The following is a 22056-nucleotide window of genomic DNA, read 5'->3' as shown; positions in this document are numbered from 1 at the left end:
GCCCCCCGCGCGCATGACAATTTCAGTTTGGAGATACAGCCACTTAGCACTGGCTGTATCTTCTTTTTTATTGCTGTCTCTCGCAGCGCTTACCGGTATCATACTCGCTTTCGGCCCCGTGACCGAGAAAATGCAGCCTTACCGGGTAAACAATTTCAGCGATGTAACGCTCGCGCAGGCACTTCCGGCACTTCGCACCAGGTATCCGGGCATTACGGCACTTTCGGTGGACGTGAACCAGTTCGTACAGGCAAAAGGTACCGGTGCAGGTGAAAAGAACCCTTCCGTTTACGTCGATCCGCTAACCGGGAAAGTTCTCGGCCATCCCGGCGAAGAGAACGAATTTTTTCAATGGGTAACGGCGCTGCACCGCTCACTTTTTTTGCATGAAGCGGGCCGGTTCTTTATCGGGCTTACCGCATTCCTGCTGTTGCTCATCACCGTGTCGGGAACGATGCTTGTCATTCAGCGGCAACGCGGGTTAAAACGCTTTTTTACGCCGATCGTGCGGGAAAACTTCGCGCAGTTTTACCACGTGGTGCTCGGACGCTGGTCGCTCATCCCGATCATGATCATTGCGCTGACGGGAACTTACCTATCGCTGGCACGTTTCGGGTTTTTTGATACGGCGCACGTGTCGCCGAAGGTAGATTTTGACGTCATCCAAGCCAAACCTGTAAAGAGCCCTGCGGAGTTCGCCATTTTTAAGAAAACAAAGCTCTCTGAAGTTGAATCGATCGAATTTCCTTTCTCAGAAGATGTGGAGGATTACTATACCCTGAAGCTCAGGGATCGCGAAGTTACCGTGAACCAGGTTACCGGCGACATCCTTGGCGAAGTGAAATATCCCGCCGCGGTGTTTTACACTAACCTGAGCCTCGATCTCCATACCGGTCGCGGCAGCAGCGTATGGGCCATCATACTGGCACTGGCATCGGGCAACATCCTGTTTTTTATTTATTCGGGCTTTGCCATCACTTTTAAGCGCCTGGGAAACCGTACCAGGAATAAATTCACCGCAGCGGAAAGCCGGTTCATTATCCTGGTTGGTTCAGAAAATGGAAGCACTTTCCGTTTTGCGCAGGCGTTGAACCAGCAGTTATTGAAGGCTGGCGAGAAATCGTTCGTAACGGAACTGAATAACTATGCCCGGTTTCCGAAAGCGGAGCACCTGGTGGTGATGACCGCCACTTACGGACTTGGAGATGCTCCTACCAACGCCACGCGCCTGGCAAAACTGCTCGAAAGGTATCCGCAATCGCAACCTATAAGTTATTCGGTACTTGGATTTGGCTCGCATGCGTACCCGGATTTTTGCAAATACGCGTTCGAGGTGAACCGGTTGCTATCGCACCAGGCGTGGGCGACGGCCTTGACCGATATTCATACCGTCGATGATAAATCACCGGAGCATTTCGGCCTTTGGGCCGAAGCCTGGTCGCAACAGTCGGGCATCCCGGTAACGATGCTCACAGGATTGGACCTTGCCGCGAATGCGCGAATGGAAAGCCTGACCGTCACAAAGATCACCCCTGCAGCGCAGGCCGGCGGAACCTTTACCATGGCATTTAAGATCGGGAGCAGGCTGCGTGTACGGTCCGGCGACCTACTGGCTATTTACCCGGCAAATGACCACCGGGAGCGGCTCTATTCTATCGGGGTGGTGGGCAAGGAGATCCGCTTAAGCGTACGGCTTCACCCGGAGGGACTGGGCTCAGGGTTCCTGCACGGTCTAACCGTCGAACAAAAGATCCGCGCCCGCATCGTTAAAAATGAGCATTTTCACTTTCCGGGTGGTGTGCCGCAGGTGGTGATGATCTCGAACGGAACAGGTATCGCTCCCTTCCTCGGGATGATCAGCCAGAACAGGAAGAAGATACCGGTCCAGCTGTATTGTGGCTTCAGGCAGCGGCTCACTTATAACCTGTACCAGGATTTCCTTGAGCAAAGCGCCGCTGAGGGTAAGCTGGCAGCCATTCATACGGCCTTTTCCCGCGAGGGAAATAAACAGTATGTAAGCCACCTGATCCAACGAGATGGCGATAAATTAGCCAGGCTTTTCGAGAACGGCGGGATCCTCATGATCTGCGGCTCGCTGGCAATGCAAAAAGATGTGATGGAACTGCTTGACGCGATTTGTATGGAGCAGTCAGGCAGAGGCGTGAGCTTTTACCAGTCGAGGAACCAGGTGAGGACGGATTGTTATTGAGGAGGTTAGGCTTGGTCCAAAGCCCGCATCATGTTCATCCAGCCTGCGCCTGATGTCCGCGAGTTCTGATTGCGTCTCACGTTGGCTAATCAGCATCTCACGAAGTTTGACGAATGCATCTATAATCCGAATGCTGACTTCGATGGCATGAGCGCTTTTTAATACATGTGAATTGTTGCTCTTCCATATATATTATGAGATGACAAATTTACCATCCATATTTCTTCAAAGTATTAAATATGTATTAGAAATAAATTACTAATTAGTAATTACTTTTCTTCTTTTAAATTCCAATTCCGGCGATGAAACGATTTTCCCCTTATCGGTAATGATAATGTAGCTGTAAGCCGGAAATTGCCTGATAAAGGCGATTGCACGTTTTTCTCCCAGCACCATCATCGATGTACTGTACCCGTTAGCCGTTTCGGCGCTCGGCCCGAAAACGGTCACGCTGCAAAGCCCCGTAGCGGGGTAACCGGTAGCGGGATTGATGATGTGCGCGTAGCGCTTGCCGTTAAACACCACAAACTTCTCGTAACTGCCGGAGGTAACTACTGCATGCTGCTTAAGCGGAACTACCGCCAGGAGCGTATCCTCGCGCATCGGGTTGGTAATCCCGATGGCCCAATCGCTGCCGTCAGGCTGTTTTCCCCAGGTGCTCATATCGCCTGATCCGTTCACGATCCCGGCTTTGATGCCTTTCGCCAGCATCAGCTCGCGGCTCTTATCCGCGGCATATCCTTCGCCAAGCGCGCCGAAGCCGATCTTCATGCCGGGCAGCCTGAGGAATATGGTAGACCGGGCGCTGTCCAGAATGATGTTCTTATACCCGACCTTTTCTACCGACTTGCGGATCATTTCTGCCGAAGGCATCACGGTCATCGAGCCGTCGAACTTCCAGATCCTGTCCATCGCAGCAAAACTGATATCAAAAGCGCCGCCGGTTAGCCGCGAAAGGTTCAGTGCCCGTTTGGTAAGCTCAAATACCTCTTTGTCGACTTTAACAGGACGAATCCCCGCGTTCTTGTTTACCTGCGAGATCTGGGTCCCGGGCATCCAGTCGGATATCAGGTGCTCGATCCGGCTCACTTCGGCAATAACGGTATCGATATGCCGTACTGCCGTGAGCGAATCGGGAGCTACCAGCGTGATGTCCCAACGACTTCCCATCAGTTTGGTGGTGCGTTTTTTCAGCACCTGCGCGCCGGCGGTTAACGCGGTGAGCATAAATAGGAGCAGCACTGTTTTTTTCATGAACGGGTTTTGCAAACATACAAACAGCCGGACGTTATTGGTCCGGCTGTTTACTTAAACGTTAAGTATGGTTAAAACTTATAGCTGAATGTGGTCATAAAGCTTCTTGGCGGAATCGGGTTCACGCTGTAGTTTTCGTGTACAAAGTAGCTAAGCTCGTCGGTAACGTTAGCCAGCTTGCCTAATACCGAAAGCCTCTTGTAGGTGTATCCTGCAGACAGGTCTACGGTAGTAAACGCACCCACTTCAACCGGCTGGCCACGCTGTAAACCGGTTTTAAGCGTGTTAAAGCCCATGTTGCGTTTGCCGGTGTAAAATGCGGAAGTTCCGAGTTTCAAGCCTTTTGCTTTTCCGGAGCTGAACGTGTAAAATAGCGTGCCGTTGGCGGTATGCTCTGTGCTGCCGATGATGCGCTCACCTTCGGTGATGCCGGTCGGAAGCGTTTTAGTGTATCGGAAATAGTTGTGGCTGTATCCCGCGAGGAAGTTTAAGCCTTTGGCCAGTTTGCCGGTAACATCGAATTCAAGACCATCGCTGGCGGTAGCGCCGCTGAATTCTTTGATGTTGGCATCGGCATTCGGGGTTACGCCGTCTGCCTTAAACAATGCGGTTTGCGCGAATTTATCGTTCACAATTTTATACCAGGTTACGTTAAACGACATCCTGCCACCGAAGAAGTCGTTTTTGATACCCGCTTCGTACTGGTCGATAACAGACGGGGTCATCGGGATAAGGTTCACATCGGTGCCGGAATTGCTGGTAAAGTTGTTGGCATAACTTACATACACGGAGCTGCTTTTGATCGGCTGGTAGATCAGGCCGACTTTCGGCGACCAGGCATCTTCCGTTTTCGACTTGTTGATGTTGTTGTTAGACAGCGTAGTGGCGCCCGTTTCGTAGTTGTGAAGAATGGACCGCGGCTGTTTCTGGAAGGTATAACGAATACCGGCCAGCACTTTGAACTTTTCGGTTAGCGTAAGCAAGTCTGATACGAACGAGCCCATGCGGAAAACCGGCGTAAATGTATCGGATACGATCTTTGTATTCGGAATATCGGTGCGGGTATTATAGGTAGCAGGGTTCAGCAGGTTGATGTTGCCATAAGAATAGGCTGTGGTATTGTTATCGTACTTAAAGCTGTAAGCGGTGGTCCTGGATTGGTCCGCATCCCCGCCAAACAGGAATTGGTGTTTAACAAACCCGGTTTTAAATGCACCGGTCAGGTTAACTTGTTGATTGTAAGTAAACTCCTGTGACTTTGAACGGGTAAGGTTACGGGCGGCGATCCCGTCGGCGAGTGTGGCGAAAGGGCGCTCTGCGGAGAAATAGTTACGGTGATATCCCTGGTAGCCAAATATGGTGTTCAGTTTCCAGGTGTCGTTAAACTGGTGGGTAATATTTGCCTGCATGGTAGAGGTAGTAGTGTTATTATACGCCCAAACAGTATTCACGTAAGCATCGCGACCGATATTCGCGATCTTACCTGCTACCGTGCCGATCCCGAAATCGGGGGTATAGTTGCTTTTCAGAAAATCGCCCTGGGCGAGCAGCTCGGTTTTCTTGCCTAATTTGAATAACATCGAGGGATTAACATACACGCGGCGGGTTTTTACGTCATCGCGGAAGCTGTTGGCGTTCTCCGTGGTCACGATAGCGCGGTAGGCCACCTTGTCAGAAATGGGGCCATAAACATCTACGGAAGGTTTTAACATATCATAGCTCCCGGTACGGAACCCTACTTCGCCACCGAAGTTGAATTTAGGCTTTTTAGTCACCATATTTACTATTGCGCCGCCGGTAACACCACCGTAAAGCAGGGCGGCACTGCCTTTTAATACTTCTACCGACTCTAAGGTGCTGGCTTCGGGAATACCGCCACCGTTGGCACGTACGCCGTTTTTGAGTACGTTATTGGTACCCAGGCTATAACCACGCGCCACGAATGTCTCGTTTACGGAGCCGCGGTTCTCGGCTAATGCCACACCGTTTACGTTCTTCAGCACATCCGCAAGGCGGTTTACCTGCTGGTCGGCAATTACTTCGGCGCCGAAGGTCTGCACACTCTGAGGAAGATCTCTTGGTGCGATCCCGGTTTTACCTACCGCTAGCGGCTGCCGCTTGGGTGCACTATAGCCGGTGATGGCTACCTCGTCTAACCGGGCCAGCGACTCGGTGAGCTTGAAAGAGACATCGGTTTTACCGCCACCTGTTACGGTCACTTCTTTCTCCTGCGGGGTAAGCCCTACGGAAGAGATCTTTAGTGTGTAAGTGCCCGGTTTTATGCTTTTAATGATAAAGGAGCCATCGTCCTTAGTGGCTGTTGTTTTGTTCTCGTTTTTTATACCCACGGTTACGTTGGATGCAGGTTTTCCATCGCTGGTTGTTATGGTTCCGGAAATGGAACCGGCAGGGGTCTGGGCATTAGTGTGTATACCAATCAATACCAGGATGATGGTAAAGCACCAGGATAAGGTTTTGTAGAAACGGTTCATGTCTTTATTTAGATTAATTACAAATTGAGGCAAAAGTAGGAATGTGATCCATATTTTCACACACTATTTAGAATTATTTTAAATAAAAATTTGGATACATAACCGTATAACCGCCCGGGCCTATAAGGCGTTGATGCTGAAAGTATGCCTTACCGGCTGATTTGCGCGGTAGATCTCGTTCCGCAAACTGTCTAACCCCTGTTCAAGCTGAGGCTCGCGGGCTTTCAGGTTAAGGTAGGAAGCCTGGAGGTTTACCAGCGTGCGGTATGATACCGAATCGCGGGCAGGCTCTTTCAGCAGGCGCGCGTACAGGGTGGCGGCCGCAGCTGGCGTGAGTTTTTCCCGCGAACGCAGCTGGTTATACTCCATACTGGCAATCCCACGGAGGTCGGCCTCTGTTTTCCAGTAATCCTGGCTTACGCGAAGCACTTCCCGCGCCTGCCGGTTCTGGGGAGTTGATGGCAGCTGTGCAAGGTTGATGCCTTTGGACAATGCATCCGAAGTGAACGAGCCGATCGTGATGCCATCAATGGATAAACGGTATGTCCCTTTTTCGAGGTTCTTAACACAAAGGATCTCCTGGTTAAAGTCTCTTACAAAAGGGACCAGCCGCAGCGCAGGCCCTACGGCGGCGGTAACCGGGAAGGGGAGCGACTTTTCGGCGCTGGTAAACGTGAGGTTGCGCCGGTCGCCTTTTAAATCGGTGAGATCGGCGTTTTCCGCTTGTCCGGTCAGCGTCCGCGCATCCGCCGAAAGGCGGGATACGAATTTTGGTGCCCCCGTACTTTTTAAGAACTGGTAGGCCATTACGAAATGCCCCACAGGCCCGGGATGCACGCGGTCTGGCCCGATAATAGTGGCTGCAGGATCTTTTGCCTGGAGTTTTTTATTGAGGCGGGTAAGAATGGTACGGTAATCGATCACCTGCAAGCCGTAGGCCTTACCGGCTCGGCGGATGAATTTGCTGTAGTCGCCAAGTGCATCGTTACGGCCTTTCAGGTTTGGCGCGGGCATCGTAGAGGTTTGGTCGTAAATGCCGGGTGTTTGCAGGATCACGCGGCTATGGGCGGAGAGCAGCGTATCGATCACGCGCTTTACGTTCGATTTGTAAATGCCGAACATCCGCTGTTTTGCTGTTTTAAGTCCCGGGTCTTTTTGCTTTTCCGGAAGGTAAAGCTCCCGGTTTACATCGTTCATGCCCAGCTTAACTACCGACCATGATGGGCGGTGTACCAGTATATCATATGGCATCCGGCGCATCACATCGGCCGAGGTATTACCGCCCACGCCGCCATTGTAAACGCTGATCTTTTCCTGTGGGAATCGTGTAGCGTAAAACAGCGCCACCTGGTGGTGAAATTCCCCGTTTTGGGTGATGCTGTTGCCCACGAAAACCACCACATCGTCCTTTTTAAAAACGTTCTGAGCCAGTACACGGGTTAACGGGGCTTGGGCAAAGAGCGCTGCTGCGAAGAGAATTTTAAGCATAGAATACGATCCGGACCGCATAACCCTGGTTATTTTAACACGATTTCGATCACGGGGATAGCAGTATCGGGTTTATTTACCGGCAGGTCGAGGATCACGTCGGTGGCGGCCGTATTTTCCGTGGTGTGGCTCCCGGGGGTGGTGTTAGTGCGGAACTTTATCTCCGAGGCATCTTTGAGCAGTTGGGCGTATTTGATCTTACCTGCATACCCTTTCAGGTAAAGCGATTTAAACGGCCATTCGAGCACGTGGATGTAGAGGCGGCGCGTTTCCGGGTTATAGGTGAGCAGGCAATTGTCAGGTTTTTCAAGCTCATCAGGAGCCTGGGTACAGCCATAAACAGCGCGGCTGTTAAACCGCATCCAATCGCCTATTCCCTGGAGGCGTTCCTGTGCACGTTCGTCGAGCACGCCGCGCGCGGTTGGGCCCACGTTCAGCAGCAGGTTGCCGCCTTTGCTTACTGTTTCTACCAGCATCGCTATTAGCTGGTTAGTGCTTTTCCACGAATATTCGTCGCGGTAATACCCCCACGAGCCGGAGAACGTTTGGCAGGTCTCCCAGGGTACGCGCTGACCGTTGATGGCGGGCCACTCCCGCGGCATAAATTGTTCGGGTGTCTGGTAGTCCCATCCGCCGGGCACGGCAGCCAGGTCGAGGCGGTCGTTCACAATGATCCGGGGCTGCAGTTTGCGGACCAGTTTCAGCAGGTTTTCCGAATCCCAGTCATCGCGTCCTTTCCCGTCTTTGCCCGGGTACGAAAAATCGAGGAAAAGCTCATCGATCTGCCCGTACTGGGTAAGCAGCTCCGTAAGCTGGTTTTTGAGGTATTGCTGGTATTTTCTCATGTCTTTGCCGGCGTTCAGTTTCCGGGCTTCGGCATTGTCGCGCATGGGGTGGTTGCGGTCTACGGTAAAATCAGGGTGATGCCAGTCGATCAGCGAATAGTAAAATCCTACGCGGATACCCTGTTTCCTGAAGGCGTCGGCATATAGTTTCACCAGGTCCTTTTTCACGGGCGTGTTGGTAGATTTATAGTCCGTGTATTTCGAGTCGAACAGGCAAAAGCCTTCGTGGTGTTTCGCGGTAAGCACCACGTATTTCATGCCTGCTTTTTTAGCCTGGAGGGCCCATTCGTCGGGATCGTACAGGTCCGGGTTAAAATTATCGAAGTATTTCTGGTAGGCACTGTCTGTGAGCCGCTCGAAGTTCTTTACCCACTCGTGCCGGGCCGGGAGGGAGTAAAGCCCCCAATGGATAAACATGCCAAACCGGTCATGTGTCCACCACTTCATGCGGCTTTCTTTTTGCCCGGGTGTTTCCGCCGGGAGCTGGGCCTTTGCCGTGCCGCAAAGGAGGACCAGGGTGCCGCAAACGAGGGCGGCTCTGAGCGTTCGGTGCATCATCATTTTTTAGTGCCAGGGTTAATAAGTGCTTTGCCGGTGAGCATTACGTTGCCCACGTACAGCTCGTAACGCTGGTAGCGGGTGCGTTCGCCGGGATCGCCCGGACGCAGCATTTTTAGTTTATCGATCGGTGCGTTACCCAGTTTCAATGTGAGGCGGTGCTTTCCCCCGCCCAGCGAGTCGATAAAGAAGAAGCTGCGGCGGTAATAGGTGGTAAACTCATCAAAGCGCTGCCGCGCGAAGGGTTTGCCATCTATGTTTAAGAGCGCCGTTCCCGACGATGGGCCCATCACATCACTGATACCCAGCCGGTCGCCGGTAAATTCGAGCACCAGGCTGTCGTTCGGGCTGGTGGTGTACACCAGGTCAGGGAAACTTTTTACAAACGGTTTCAGCTCGGGCAATTCCGTCCCGGGCCGCCAGTTGCCATAGCGGGTAAACGACGCAGCCGCAACTACGCTGGTACGGTCCAGGTTGCCGGCGTACAAGGGAGGGATATTTTTCCGGGACTTTTCCTTCCTGTTTTTCAGCTGTCCGAACGCCGTGGCGATCGTCGCCGTGTATACCCGGTGCCCATCTGTAGTCGGGTGTGTGCCATCCAGGGTGAAAACTACCTGCGTGCCATAGTTCTTATCTTTTTCACCATGGAAAACAAGCGTTCCGTTGTTCATTTTCCCCAGCACATCATAGGCCAGGTTGATGGAGGGAAGCTGGTAATGTTTCGCTATCTGCTCCATGTACCGCACGGAAGCGGGAAGGACCCCGCGCCGGTAATCGGCAATCATCGGTTCGTAAATGGTATAGAGGAAGCAAATATCGGTATGCTTGTTCGCCCGGCGTACCTGGCGGATAATGCCTTCAACCGCGTTGCAAATTTTCAGCGAATCGCCTTTGGCATCGTTCACCGCAAACTCAATAAATACCAGGTCGGGACGCTGGCTCAGCACGTCAGGCCCCAGCCGGAACACGCCGAGATACGAGCCCGTACCGCCAACACCTGCGTTAATGGTTTTCAGCTTCGTTGAGGGGTAGGTTTTCCTGATAAATTCTTCGGTTTGAATGCGATATCCCGGCGCCTCTGTAATGCTCCCGCCAAGATAAGCGATGGTTACCGGCTTTCCTTTTTCCAGCTTCCTGAAAAAACCAGGTAATCCGCTGCGCGGGATGCACGCCTGGGGCGTTACTTGCTGTACCGGCCTAAGCGCCAGGCAGAAAAATAAGAGGGCCGCCGCTGCTATACTTGTTCCGGCGACATAAAATTGGCTGTTTGTACGTATGCGCTTATTCATTTGCTGCTCTGTTCCGCGGCTGCTTTACCCCGGGATCGCTATTGGTTAACGCCTCAATGTAAAAGTACCTGTTGTATGTACTATTTCCTTGTCTTTCAGAAAATCGGCTTTGTATTCGATGGCATTTTTACCGAAGGGGATGCTGAACTCGAACGGGTAGCTGGAATCACTGGTGACGGTCCATTTTTCGTCGCCCGCCACCCGGTACGAAAGGTTCACCGCCTGGAAACTGTCGCTCTGCGCGTTGAGCCAGATATACGCGGTATTGATCTCGCCTCCCAGGCCGATAATGGCGCCAGAAAGCTTCCCGAAGGGCGTGTCGCCGAACTTATACGATGCGGCAGACGCTGCCTGCGTGGCAGTGCCGAAGATCTTTTTGTGGAATTGCGTATTTACCGGCAGCGAATCTACGGCGAGCGCCGTAATCCCGCCGGGCGACAGTACCACGTTCACTTTTCCGTTTGTAAGCGTAAGCCGTTCGGCAGGTTTGTTATCCCGCCATACCCGCACCGAATAGTTTTTGTTACGATCCAGCATCACCAGCGTGGGATTAATGGCCACCTCGGTACGTACTTCGGCTTTACTTTGGTTGGTAAGCGCCATGTAAAAGGCATTGTTGCCGTAGCCGCTGATGTAGTTTACCTGCTCGTTAGACAATTTAAGCAGCTGTGCCGGCATCCAGAGGTAAACCCCTTTGTCGGTATAAAAACTGCCCGGCTCATAGCCGTACGCTTTGCTCCTGAGATAGGCATATGATGGCACGAACTGGTTGGGAAAGCTGATGGCGCCTTTCGACTGCGCAAATGCATCGCTTACGAGGTAGTCATACAGCAGGGCGATCTGCGGCCAGATGTGGTTAAAGTAGAACAGGCCGTGGTAGTTGAGGTTGTACGGGTAATCGGGCCGGGCCGGGTTTACGCTGTATTGCCGGTAGACCTGGTAGCCCGGGAAGTTAGAGTAACGCCCGATGACGGCCGAGCGGGCGATGTTCCTGAAATAAGGATCGTTGGTGTAATGCGCGATCCGCAGCATATGTGCCGCAAAATGCGTGAGGAAAATGGCCGGGTTCCAGTTAAAGGTGTTCGACGCTTCGGGCGTCATACCGATCTGCGATACCCGCCAGGCTTCTGCGGGCTGCCCGTTCACGTTCACCGAGCCTGCGGGAATAACAGGATTGAACCACACGTATTCCGTATACAACTTAGCACCGGTTACCGCCGCATCCAGGTACTTCTGCTGCCCGGTAACCTCGTAAAGGTCGAGCAGCTCCATCCACATGGGCGAATAATCGGTCCAGAATTGCGAGGAGAGCTCTGACGAGAGGCTGCCGTCGGCATTGGCGCCGGTAAGCTTAAAATCCGTTTGCCGCGTGTTAACCCGTTGTGCAATATATTCGTCGGCTTTGCGCATGACTTCCTGCAGCAGCGCTTTGTCGCCATTCATTTTGTAAAGGCCGAGCAGGTTGTTCCAGGAGTTGCCCGGGCTTTTTACCTTCAGGTTAAGGATGCGTTCAGTGTTCTTCAGGCTATCGGCAAAATACCGGAAGATGGGTGATTGTCCGCCAAAAAAAGTATTGAGCGCCGCAAGCTCGGCAACTTCCACCCCCGGGCCGATCAGTTTGCCGGAAGCATTCTGCCCGTTTACCCCTTTGTTGATAGTAAATAGAAAACGCTCGCGCGAAAGGTTGAATTCGGTCATGGGCACCGCCCGGCGGCGATAAATATTTTCGTCGTCGGTAATGAACGAAACCGCCAGCGGATGCATGCCCGACACCACCTTTACGGTTTGTGCCACATCGGCGGTGTAGTCAAAGCCCTTCAGTTCGGGGTTCCAGCCGCTGGTTACATCGTCCATTCCATAGCGCACCATGTTCTCTACCGTTTGATTCAGGTTATTGAATACGTTCGAGCGATAATCACCGAAGGCGAAGATCTTTTCGGCCACATAGCGATGTGTTTCAAGCTGGCTGGCATGGTGGTTCAATACCCGCACACGGAACGCGTACACAGCACCAGGCTGCAGCTTCGATTCGGCGTTGCCCAGCACCGGCGAAAACACCATGGGTTGTGCATTACCCGCCTTGTTGCGCAGCAGCACGCCAAAGCGGATGGTGCCCGCAGCCAGCGAAGGAAGCCGGAACGGAATCTCCTTCGGATCGGTTACCAGCCCGTAGGTCCACCCATCTTTTTCCACCATGGTGGAGGGGAGGGGACACATTTCGTCGATGGACAGGTACGAATTGAGCGGGAACCTTTTTTCCTGCCAGATCCAGGGTTGCCAGATGGCATCGGCCAGGGCCGGTTTCAGTTCCGGCATGCCGGCATAGCCGACGGAGAAATAGCCTTCTTTTTTAGCGGTTAGTACAAACCTGATCACCGGCTCGCTGCCTGTTCCCGCGAAGCTGAGACTGGCCGATAGCTCGAACAGCGGCTGCGGTGCGAATTTCCAGGTCACGCTGTCGCCGGCTGCCGCTGCCGACACGGCCAGGGCCTGCAGGTTGAGTCCTGCTTCGAAGTAGTTCGCCGTCATAGGCGAGCCGGCGACGCCATTCCAGCAGGGGAGGTTTACGCCATCGGCGAATTGCTTAAGCGGGCCGGTAGAGTTTTCGTAATGCAGTTTAGGATCGTCGGTACGGTAGAGCACCGTAAACTTCGGAAACAGCGTGAAAGCTCTGCCGCCATCGGTGCTGTAGGTAACGGAGCGGTCTTTATTTAGTTTCCAGGTGAACGCGGCGTTAACAGGAAATCCTGCTGCGATGAGCAACAGGGCCAGGAAAAAAGCGGTCGACTTACTTCCAGGGATCATTCTGTGTGAGTTTCGGGTTTGCGTTGATTTCTTCCTGGGGAATCGGGAAGTACCTGTTCTTTTGCTGTACCGTACGCACCGGGTATACGTTGTTGGTGGCAAGCGGGATCACGGTCATAAATTTGCCGGTGCGTGTTAAGTCGTACCAGCGGTCGCCTTCGCCGAAGAGCTCCCATGAGCGTTCCTGGAGTACGGCATCAATAAAGGCGTCTTTGCCGAGACCGGCGGTAAGGTTGCCCAGGTTGGCACGTTTGCGAACGAGGTTAACGTAAGTATACGCATCCGTGGAACCGCCGTTTAAACGCGCTTCTGCTTCTGCGGCGATGAGGTACACATCCGCCATGCGGATAAGCGGGATGTTATTGGCATGGTTAGCGCCCACGGAGTTAGGGTCCTGGTATTTTTTAAGCAATACGCCTTTGGTGGTAATAGGGGTGATGCTGGCTTGTTTAACCACGGCACCGGTAGCGGTTATATACGTGGTATCGAGCATCTGGCGCCGGGTATCGATGGGGTTAAACGAGTCGAAAAACGACTGGTATACATACATCGAGCCCGATCCGGCCTTCGAATATTGGACCGCTCCCGTTGGCGCCGATAAATACCCAACCTGTGTGTAGTTAGAGGGCGTACCGCTTTCGCCTTCATAAGCCCAGATGTTCTCCTGGCGGGCGGCGTCTTCTTTGGCCACATCAAATACATCTTTATAGTTGGTAAGCATGGCGTATTTTCCTGAGGCAATTACCTCTTTGGCAAGACTTAGGGCTTTGGTCCAGTCTTCGTTATAGAGGGCGGCTTTGGCAAACAGCGCCTGCGCGGCTTCTTTGGAAGGGCGGCCTTTGGAGGTAGCCGCAAATCCCGGCGAAGGCAGACCGGCTACGGCTGCCTGGTAGTCGGCATAGATCTGTTTGTATACGTCGGCTTTTACGCTTTTGCCTGCCAGGGCGTCCTCTTCTGTCTGGCTTGCTTTGGTACGTACTACGATATCGCCGAAGTTTTTGGTGAGCAGCCAGTGGAAATAGGCGCGCAGGAAATAAGCTTCGGCCACGATCTGTGTGCGGCGCGTGGCATCCATGTTAATGCCGGGCACTTTTTCGATCACCCAGTTGGCTTTGTCGATCCCTTTGTAGCAGTTGATCCAGAATTGTGCGGGCGATTCGTTTACGCGCCCCAGGCTCCGCTGTGCGGTAAAGTTGGGGTCGTAGGTCATCAGCGTAAGCACGTCGCGACCCACCACGGCGCGTGGGTATAGCTGGTCGGCGCTCCAGTCAGAAAGCGTGGTGCCCGTGATGTTGTACACGCTCGAGATAAAAGCGTACGATGCGGTTAATGCCGCCTCGGCATCTGCCGGCGTCTGGTAAAAATTAGTGGTATAGATGGTGGAGTACGGGGTTTCCTCCAGTTTGGTACATGAGCCGGCGCCAACAGCAACGCAGGCAGCAGCGATCAGGATCCTTATATGTCGTTTCATGTTCGTATTCTTTAGTTGGTTGGTTATAGGGTGATCTGCAGGCCGAGCAAATAAGATTTTGCTACGGGGTAAACACCGTTATCTACGCCCAGCAGGGTGTTAGAACTGCCGTTTACGTTCACCTCAGGATCGTAACCGCTGTATTTGGTGCTGGTGAACAGGTTGTTGGCGCTGAGGTAGGCCCTTACCCGCGAGAGGTATTTCAGCTTCTGAACCGTGTATCCCACAGACAGGTTTTTGAACCGGGTGAACGACCCGTTTTCTACGTATCGGTCTGTAATGGGGTTACGGCCGCCCTGGTTACCGCTTACAAACTCGTTGCCCGGGTTGGTAGCCGACCAGCGGTTCACCAGTCCCTGCATAACGTTGCGTCCGCCAAGCGGGTTCTCCAGGCTAAAACGGGTTACGTTAAATACGTCGCGGCCCTGCGAGCTCTGTACAAACAGGTTCAGGTCGATATTCTTGTATTGCAGGCGGGGCGAGAAGCCAAGCGTATATTTCGCATTCGGGTTGCCGGTAAGCGTTTGGTCGCTGGCGTCGATCTTGCCATCATTATTCAGGTCTTTTACCTTCACTCCGCCGATTCGGCTGCCCGATCCCGGAAGGATGGTTTCGCCGGTTTGGTAGATGCCGTTATACACATAGGTTTTGAACATGCCGAGCGGTTCGCCTACGCGGATCACGCTGTAGTTGGAGGCCGAAAGCTCCTGGGTAAACCCGTCAAGCCCGGTCACCTTATTGCGGTTTACGCTCAGGTTTACCGACATATCGAACTTAAGCGGTCCGTTGGCGATGTTGCCCCTTACAAACGCTTCGACCCCGCGGTTAAGCAGGCCGGCGTAGTTGCCTGTGATCGAAGCGTTCCCGGAGGATACCGGAAGCGACTTGGTGAACAGCAGGCCGTCGGTGTTTTTCCGGTACACGTCGACCACCACGCTCAGGCGATCGCGGAAGAAGCCCATATCGAGACCCACGTCCACCTGTTTAGCCTGCTCCCAGCGAAGGTCGGCGTTGGGAATTCCTGCAGGGCTGATACCGGTTTTGTTGGTATGATCGAAATAATAGTTGCCTGCCGAGGATACCAGGGCCAGCGAACCGTACGGGTTGATGGCTCCGGCGTTACCGGTGATGCCCCAGCTGCCGCGGATCTTGAGGTCTGAGATAAAGGAAACATTTTCCATGAACTTCTCTTCGATCGGGCGGTAAGCCAAACCCACCGCCGGGAAGAAGCCCCATTTGTGGTTTGCGCCGAATTTGCTCGATCCGTCGAAGCGGCCGGTCAGGTTTAGGAACAGTTTGTTCTTGTAGCCGTAATTCAGCCTGCCGGCGTAAGAATCCAGCCGCGAACGCGCTTTAACGCTCGATACACTGTGAATAGCCGCGAGCTGCAGTGCGTCATTTTTGGTGGCGTCGTTCGGGAAGTTGCTGGCGGTAATAAAGCTGCCGCTGGTGGTATTGCTTTGTGTGCCGTAAACGGCGGTAGCATCTATGTTGTGGTCTTCGCCAAATGTGCGGTTATAGGCCACTATACTCTCGTGAAGCAGCGTCTGGCTGCGTGAATTGTTCTTTTCTGCGGCACCGCCGGCCACGGTAAGGTCGGTTTGACCTAAGTTTGCCGGCGAGTAATAATCATAAAGGCCGTTGCCGATCACTGCGTTAAACGAAGCCTTGTAGGTAAGGCCCTTTGCCAGGTTAAACTGCGCATAAGCGTTACCGGTGGTGTTGTTGGACGTGGTTTTACGCATCTGCGCCAGGAGCGCAAGCGGGCTCCTGGCTTCTTTGTAGCGGCCGCTGAACTGTTCGGTATAAGGGAAGAGGCTGCCGTTATCGCGGTAAGGTACCAGCATCGGCGCCGCGGTAAGCGCTGCGTTAAGTACGCCCTGGTTACCGGCATCGGTATTGGTAGGCGCCGTATCCACGCCATCATAGCCGGAGACCGACGAATAGATGCTCGCCCCAACTTTCAGTATTTTAGTGGCGTTGTGGTCTACGTTCACCCTGAACGAGTAGCGTTTAAAGCCCGTATTGAGGATCACCCCGTCCTGGTCAAAATAGTTGGCCGAAAGCGCCAGCTGTGTTTTTTCGTTCCCGCCGGCTACGGATAACTGGTGGCTCTGGATGCCTGCATTGCGGAAGATCAGCTTCTGCCAGTCGGTGCCCTCGCCGAGCGAAGCCGGGTCGGGATACAGGGTGGTTTTATATACTTCGTTTTCGAGTACGGCAAATTCGGCGGCGTTCATTACATCGAGTGTTTTCGAGTTGCGTTGCGTGCCGGCATATCCGTCATAGCTGATCACGCTTTTACCGGCTTTGCCATGGCGGGTGGTGATAAGGATCACTCCATTGGAACCGCGTGCGCCATAGATGGCCGTAGAGGAGGCGTCCTTCAGTACTTCGACGGATTCGATGTCGTTCGGGTTGATCTCCGAAAGCGGGCTCATGGTAAGCACCGTGCCTTCGCCGCTAGCCGCCTGTACACCGTCTATGATGTACAGTGGTTCGGAGGTCCCGTTAATGGAGTTGATGCCGCGGATGCGTACGCTCGAGTTGCCGCCCGGCGCTGCCGAGTTTTGTATTACTTCGAGCCCTGCCACGCGTCCCTGCAGACCTTGTGCCAGGTTGGCTACCGGAGTCTGGGTAAGCTCGGCCGCTTTTATGGTACTGATGGCGCCGGTAGTTGCCGCCTTCCGCTGGGAGCCATAGCCCACAATCACCACCTCTGTGAGGGCCGCCTTATCCGGGGTAAGCTGTACATCAAGAGTAGTACGGCCATCAGCCGCCACCTCCCTGGTGGTGTACCCGAGGTAGGAAAATACCAGCACGGCTTTGCTGTCTGTCACCTGTATAGCGTAAACGCCGCTCGCATTGGTCGATACACCTTCAGAAGAGGCTTTCACTTTTACCGTAACGCCAACCATGGGTTGATTATTCTCGTCTGTTACGTGCCCGGTGATGGATATGCCCTGCCGGGCGCCGGCGGTCGCCGAGATAAAGAGGATGAGTACCATGCAGGCGGTACTTACCCAAGAGGTAAACTTTTTTATCATAAGATCAAGCTTATATTGGTTATGGCAGTAAAGTTATTATCCCAGCCGGCCCAACTTAGTGCTTAATGCGAATAAACGTGAGTGGGAGCGGTCCCACTATCCGGGAACGGTCCCAAATAGGTTCCCATTGGTTGTTTGGGTGGCTTGGATACGGTTCTTTGAACTTGATATGGCCGGCACCTTGCTCTTTACGTGGAGCTTACGGCAGATATGCCCGGATATTGTGAAACGCGCCGGCGGGGACGATCAGTATTTCATCGGGCCAGGAGGCCGGAGTGAGATCCCAGTGTAATTTGCCTTGGTTTGCGTTCAACACACGCCGGCCCATGATTGTTACTGCGGTCTGTTCTCCGGGTTTTTTCCGAAACCGGCGCCTGGTTTATTGCCCATCACCATCGTTAAGGTACCGCCCTTCACGATATCGCTATGCAGAATATACCCTTTTTGATACGGTTTCCCGTTTAGCATGAGGCTTTGAATATAAATGTTATCCTTATTGTTGTTCACCGCCTGCACTACGAATTTCTTGTTACCAGGCAGGTTGATGGTCGCTTTGCGTACCACCGGGCTGCCGATCACGTACGCGCCCGAAGCGGGGAAGACTGGGTAAAAGCCCATAGCAGAGAACACGTACCAGGCCGACATCGCCCCGCAATCCTCGTTACCGATAATGCCGTCGGGCTTATCATGATAAAATTCTTTCATAATGTAACGCACTTTTTCAGCCGTTTTCCATTGCTCGCCGGCATACGAATACAGGTAGGCGATGTGGTGGCTCGGCTCGTTACCATGTGCGTACTGGCCGATGCCGCCGGTAAGGTCCACCAGGTCGCCCGCCAGGGGGATAGAGAAAAATTTATCCAGCTTTTCGGCGAAGGGTTTATCGCCGCCCAGGAGGTCGATGAGGCCCCGGGCATCCTGCGGCGCCAGCCAGAGGTATTGCCAGGAGTTACCTTCGGCGAAATCACTTCCGTAAGGCCTGGTAGATTTCAGCGGATCGAAGTTAGGGTTCCAGCTTCCGTCGCTCATCCTGCCCCTTAAAAAGCCCACGCTTTTATCGTAATAGAGTTTATAGTTCTCCCCGCGTTTTTTAAAGTATTCATAGTCCTGTTTTTTGCCCATGGCCTTCGCCATCAGCGCGATGCTGCCATCGGAAACGCCGAGCTCCAGCGCCTGTGCAAGGGGGCGGCCAATTCCGGCGTCGGACGGGAGCGGCTTAAGTTCGCGCAGGAAGCGCTGCCCGCGTGCATCGGACATGGCGGTTGTTTTTAGCGCTGTAAACGCACGTTCCGCATCAAAACCTTTAATCCCCTTCAGGTACGCTTCGGCAACGATCTGCTGACTGCTGATGCCCACCATCGTACCGGTTTCGTAACCCGCCAGGTGCCAGACCGGCATCGATCCCTGCTGGTCGTTGATGGCGAGCATAGTATTCACCATGTCGCTCACCCGCTGCGGCTGCGTGAGCACGAAAAGCGGGTGTGCCGCGCGATAGGTGTCCCAGGTAGAGAACACGCTGAAGTTAGCGAACGGCGCTTTTTCGTATACCTTACTGTCTGTACCCCGGTAATCGCCATTGTGATCGTTAAACAGCGAAGGGTTGATCATGGTATGGTACATGGCCGTATAAAAGATCCGTTTGTCTACCGGGTTTTGTGTTTCAACGGTGAGTTTGGAGAGCTCGGTATTCCATTTGGTATTCGCCTGGCTTACCACGCGAGCAAAATCCCAACCGGGGATTTCTGCCCGGATATTGGCAAGCGCGTTTTCTGAGCTTACCGGCGAAATGCCCACTTTTAGCTGGAGCGTTGCGGGGGCTTGCCCGAAACTGATCAGCCCCTTAATGGCTTTGTCTTTGCCGCTTTTGCCGGGGAGGAGGGTGTTGTTATTGTAAACGCCGAAGTTTTTGACGGGTACTGACGATTTGATGGCGAAATAGATCAGCTGGTTTTTTGCCCAGCCGGAAGAGATGCGGTAACCCTTAAATGTATAGTCGTCCACCTGTTCGATGTAAGTGTCGGACGCCTGGTCGTTAATGCCTTCTTTCAAATCGATGATCACCCTTGCCGTTTTTCCTGCCGGGAAGGTGTAGCGGTGAAAGCCTACCCGCTCGGAAGCGGTTAATTCCACCTTCACGCCGTTGTTGAGCTTAACGGAGTAAAAACCCGGTTTTACCTGTTCGTTCTTATGGGAGAAGAGCGATGCATATCCGCTGCCCGGAATTTTCTCCTGGCCTTTGTCGGTTTTGATCTCACCGGTGTACGGCATTACGATAATATCCGAAAGGTCCCCGATGCCGGTGCCGCTCAGGTGGGTATGTGCGAAACCACGGATCACACTGTCCTGGTAATTATAGCCAGAGCACCAGTCCCAGCCTTTGTAGAAGTTATCCGGCCCGAGCTGAACGGCGCCGAACGGTACGCTGGCGCCGACGAATACGTGCCCGTGTCCGCCCGAACCGATAAAAGGATCCACGAAAGAGGTGAGCTGCTGGGCCTGGATGGCTGTGGTAAAAAGGCTTACAAACAGTACGGAAGCGATACGGAGAAGAATGGTTTTGAAGAAGTTTAAGTTCATGCGGTCGTTTGAATTACCCGGCGCGTCACCAGGTGATAAAAACCTTAAAGGAATAATCGGCCGCTTAAAAAAAGATTAACAGATGATTAACGCAGCAGCCTGCATCAAAACCGGTTAAGAGGCGGGCGTCAAAATGTTCGGGCACGCGAATAAGCTACCGGGCGCCTGTTGTAACCAATTGCTTCTCAAGCTCACCAACAGGCAGCACGATGCGAAATTCCGTGCCCTTATCCACCTCGCTTTTTACCTGTATGTTCCCGCCGAGCAGTTCAACCTGGGTTTTTACCATAAACAGGCCTATTCCTTTGCCTTCAACGCTGTAGTCAAAACGGCGGTAGAGGCCGAAAAGCGTGCTTTGGTTTTTTTCAAGGTCGATGCCTTTTCCGTTGTCTTCGAAAGAGATCTCTAAGAGGTGGTCTTTACGGGCGGTTTTGAGGCGGATCATGGGCGTAACATCTTTGCGGCTATACTTCACGCTGTTGATAATGAGGTTGTAAAAAATGCTGTACAAGTAATTGCGCAGCGTGTGCATATGGTCGGCTTCACTAAAGTCGCATTCGATGATGGTGTTTTTACTGCTTATGAGGGGAATGCTGCTCCGGATCTCGTTAACGATGTCGGAAAAAAACACCGCCTCTTTCTTTTCGTTCACTTCTTCCCTTACCTGCAGCACCTGGTTAAGGTCCTTTACGACCTGGTCGAGGTCGTTTACCGACGATAAAATGTAGCCGGTCACCGCTTCCCTGTCCGGGGAATCGGCATCGAGGATCTCCAGGATCTCGCCCAGGCCGATAATGTTAGCCACCGGCGCGCGCAGGTTATGGGACACGATATACGTAAACTCTTCCATGGTCTTGTTCCGGGCAATCAGGTCGGTGATGATCTTCTCGCGCTCCAGCGAAGCCACTTTTTTTTCCGTAATGTCTTTGTTGGCCAGGATAAATCCGCGGTGTTGTTTGTTGATGCCCGTTACATTCACCCATTTTACTTCAAACCATTTTAACGATCCGTCGGCCTGGAGCAGGCTGTATTCGTAACGGATGGTTGCACCTTCGCTCACTTTTTTAAGCGTTTCGCGGATCCCCTGCCGCTTGGAAGGCGGGAAATAGTCAATTACCGATTGGCCCACCTCCAACGTCTTGTGATTCTGCTCCTTGGAATAGGCCATTGCCGGTTTATTAAACGACACCACCTTCACTTCGGCATCTATCAGCACATAGCTCATGTCGGTATGGTCGAATATGGTATGGAGGTTCGCTTCCGATCGTTCGAGCTCTTCGATAAGCGCCCCCCGGCGCACCGAGTTTTTTCGTGCCCGATAAAGCAGCATGCCTACCAGGAGGATCACAAAAAGCATGGAGATCGTGATGCTGGTATTCATCGTGGCCGAAGCGCGGTCTGAACCGGCCCTGCGTTCGGCAAGCAGCAGGTTTTCGTTCTTTTCCAGCCGCCTGATGAACGTGAGGGCCTTTTCGGCATAGCCTTCTCCTTCCCCCGATTGGACCAGCTTAACGGAGCCATCCAGCCCGTATGCGCGGCGCATGCTGATAATGCGCGCGGAGAAATCAGCCCGCTTAGTCACATACAACGACACGGAATCAAATAGCAGCCGGTTGTGGTAGTTGTCGGAGGTCAATGCCCCGATCACCCGCAGTTCCCATTGAGCGGCAGCGCGGGTACGGTCAAATTGCTCCGTATATTTCTCATAGCCGGTTAACATAAAGTTTCTCGCATTGATCTCGTTCTCCACGGAAAGAAGGGTGATCCTCCCGGTATGCAGCAGCACATTATGGGTATGAGCTACCCATTGTTCCATGGTTTCGGCACGTCTGATGCTTTCGTAAGTCCCAAAAAGAAAAATACCCAGGGCTACGGCCGATAATTCGATCGCATAAAGTAGCCGTTTGTTAGGTTTTTTCATCAATCGGGACTTTTAAGTAAGAAATGAAACGTAGTTACCGGCAAGTTTGGTCGGACTTCCGGTAACCAGCGAAAGCGAGGTCGTTGCTTGATAACATAAA

At 53.1% G+C, this 22056-nt stretch carries 11 protein-coding genes; 1 reads left to right on the top strand and 10 read right to left on the bottom strand.

Annotated elements, in window-relative coordinates:
- Window positions 1-13 precede the first annotated feature (13 nt).
- A complete protein-coding gene (locus tag GS398_RS04290; RefSeq protein ID WP_160905475.1) occupies window positions 14-2209 on the top strand; it encodes a PepSY domain-containing protein in 2196 nt (731 codons plus the stop codon).
- A 258-nt stretch (window positions 2210-2467) separates the two neighbouring features.
- On the opposite strand, the gene GS398_RS04285 is transcribed toward GS398_RS04290, so the two are convergent.
- The 10 genes from GS398_RS04285 to GS398_RS04240 form a co-directional block, all read right to left on the bottom strand.
- A complete protein-coding gene (locus GS398_RS04285) occupies window positions 2468-3463 on the bottom strand; it encodes an FAD:protein FMN transferase (RefSeq protein WP_202405948.1) in 996 nt (331 codons plus the stop codon).
- A 71-nt stretch (window positions 3464-3534) separates the two neighbouring features.
- The gene (locus tag GS398_RS04280) at window positions 3535-5955 is read right to left on the bottom strand and encodes a TonB-dependent receptor (RefSeq protein ID WP_160905474.1); all 2421 of its coding nucleotides are present in this window, start codon (window positions 5953-5955) and stop codon (window positions 3535-3537) included.
- A 120-nt stretch (window positions 5956-6075) separates the two neighbouring features.
- Window positions 6076-7443, bottom strand: coding sequence for an SGNH/GDSL hydrolase family protein (locus GS398_RS04275; RefSeq protein ID WP_160905473.1), 1368 nt, complete (start codon window positions 7441-7443; stop codon window positions 6076-6078).
- A 29-nt stretch (window positions 7444-7472) separates the two neighbouring features.
- Complete coding sequence (locus GS398_RS04270) at window positions 7473-8849, bottom strand: alpha-L-fucosidase (protein ID WP_202405947.1); 1377 nt, start codon at window positions 8847-8849, stop codon at window positions 7473-7475.
- Window positions 8846-10135, bottom strand: a complete 1290-nt coding sequence (locus tag GS398_RS04265; protein ID WP_160905472.1) for an SGNH/GDSL hydrolase family protein — start codon at window positions 10133-10135, stop codon at window positions 8846-8848. Before GS398_RS04265 ends, GS398_RS04270 begins: the two co-directional genes overlap by 4 nt.
- A gap of 45 nt (window positions 10136-10180) precedes the next feature.
- On the bottom strand, window positions 10181-12940 hold the full coding sequence (locus GS398_RS04260; RefSeq protein WP_160905471.1) for a hypothetical protein: 2760 nt from the start codon (window positions 12938-12940) through the stop codon (window positions 10181-10183).
- On the bottom strand, window positions 12924-14411 hold the full coding sequence (locus GS398_RS04255) for a RagB/SusD family nutrient uptake outer membrane protein (RefSeq protein WP_160905470.1): 1488 nt from the start codon (window positions 14409-14411) through the stop codon (window positions 12924-12926). The genes GS398_RS04260 and GS398_RS04255 overlap by 17 nt, the downstream gene beginning before the upstream one ends.
- A 23-nt stretch (window positions 14412-14434) precedes the next feature.
- Window positions 14435-17458 carry a SusC/RagA family TonB-linked outer membrane protein gene (locus GS398_RS04250; RefSeq protein WP_237488079.1) on the bottom strand — a complete coding sequence of 1008 codons (3024 nt, stop codon included), beginning with the start codon at window positions 17456-17458 and terminating at the stop codon, window positions 14435-14437.
- Window positions 17459-17791: 333 nt separating this feature from the next.
- Window positions 17792-20035 (bottom strand): GH92 family glycosyl hydrolase, encoded by a 2244-nt coding sequence (locus GS398_RS04245; protein ID WP_160905469.1) that lies wholly within the window; start codon window positions 20033-20035, stop codon window positions 17792-17794.
- 154 nt (window positions 20036-20189) lie between these two features.
- Window positions 20190-21956, bottom strand: coding sequence for a sensor histidine kinase (locus GS398_RS04240; protein WP_160905468.1), 1767 nt, complete (start codon window positions 21954-21956; stop codon window positions 20190-20192).
- Between the last annotated feature and the right edge of the window lie 100 nt (window positions 21957-22056).

The organism is Hufsiella ginkgonis, from assembly GCF_009834915.1.
Classification (GTDB): domain Bacteria; phylum Bacteroidota; class Bacteroidia; order Sphingobacteriales; family Sphingobacteriaceae; genus Hufsiella; species Hufsiella ginkgonis.
Note: the sequence above shows the minus strand (reverse complement) of the source record. Positions and strands in the feature narration are given on the sequence as shown.

Coding starts and splice junctions, on each gene's coding strand:
- GS398_RS04290 (WP_160905475.1), top strand. CDS start 14: ATGACAATTTCAGTTTGGAGATACAGCCACTTAGCACTGGCTGTATCT.
- GS398_RS04285 (WP_202405948.1), bottom strand. CDS start 3,463: ATGAAAAAAACAGTGCTGCTCCTATTTATGCTCACCGCGTTAACCGCC.
- GS398_RS04280 (WP_160905474.1), bottom strand. CDS start 5,955: ATGAACCGTTTCTACAAAACCTTATCCTGGTGCTTTACCATCATCCTG.
- GS398_RS04275 (WP_160905473.1), bottom strand. CDS start 7,443: ATGCTTAAAATTCTCTTCGCAGCAGCGCTCTTTGCCCAAGCCCCGTTA.
- GS398_RS04270 (WP_202405947.1), bottom strand. CDS start 8,849: ATGATGATGCACCGAACGCTCAGAGCCGCCCTCGTTTGCGGCACCCTG.
- GS398_RS04265 (WP_160905472.1), bottom strand. CDS start 10,135: ATGAATAAGCGCATACGTACAAACAGCCAATTTTATGTCGCCGGAACA.
- GS398_RS04260 (WP_160905471.1), bottom strand. CDS start 12,940: ATGATCCCTGGAAGTAAGTCGACCGCTTTTTTCCTGGCCCTGTTGCTC.
- GS398_RS04255 (WP_160905470.1), bottom strand. CDS start 14,411: ATGAAACGACATATAAGGATCCTGATCGCTGCTGCCTGCGTTGCTGTT.
- GS398_RS04250 (WP_237488079.1), bottom strand. CDS start 17,458: ATGATAAAAAAGTTTACCTCTTGGGTAAGTACCGCCTGCATGGTACTC.
- GS398_RS04245 (WP_160905469.1), bottom strand. CDS start 20,035: ATGAACTTAAACTTCTTCAAAACCATTCTTCTCCGTATCGCTTCCGTA.
- GS398_RS04240 (WP_160905468.1), bottom strand. CDS start 21,956: ATGAAAAAACCTAACAAACGGCTACTTTATGCGATCGAATTATCGGCC.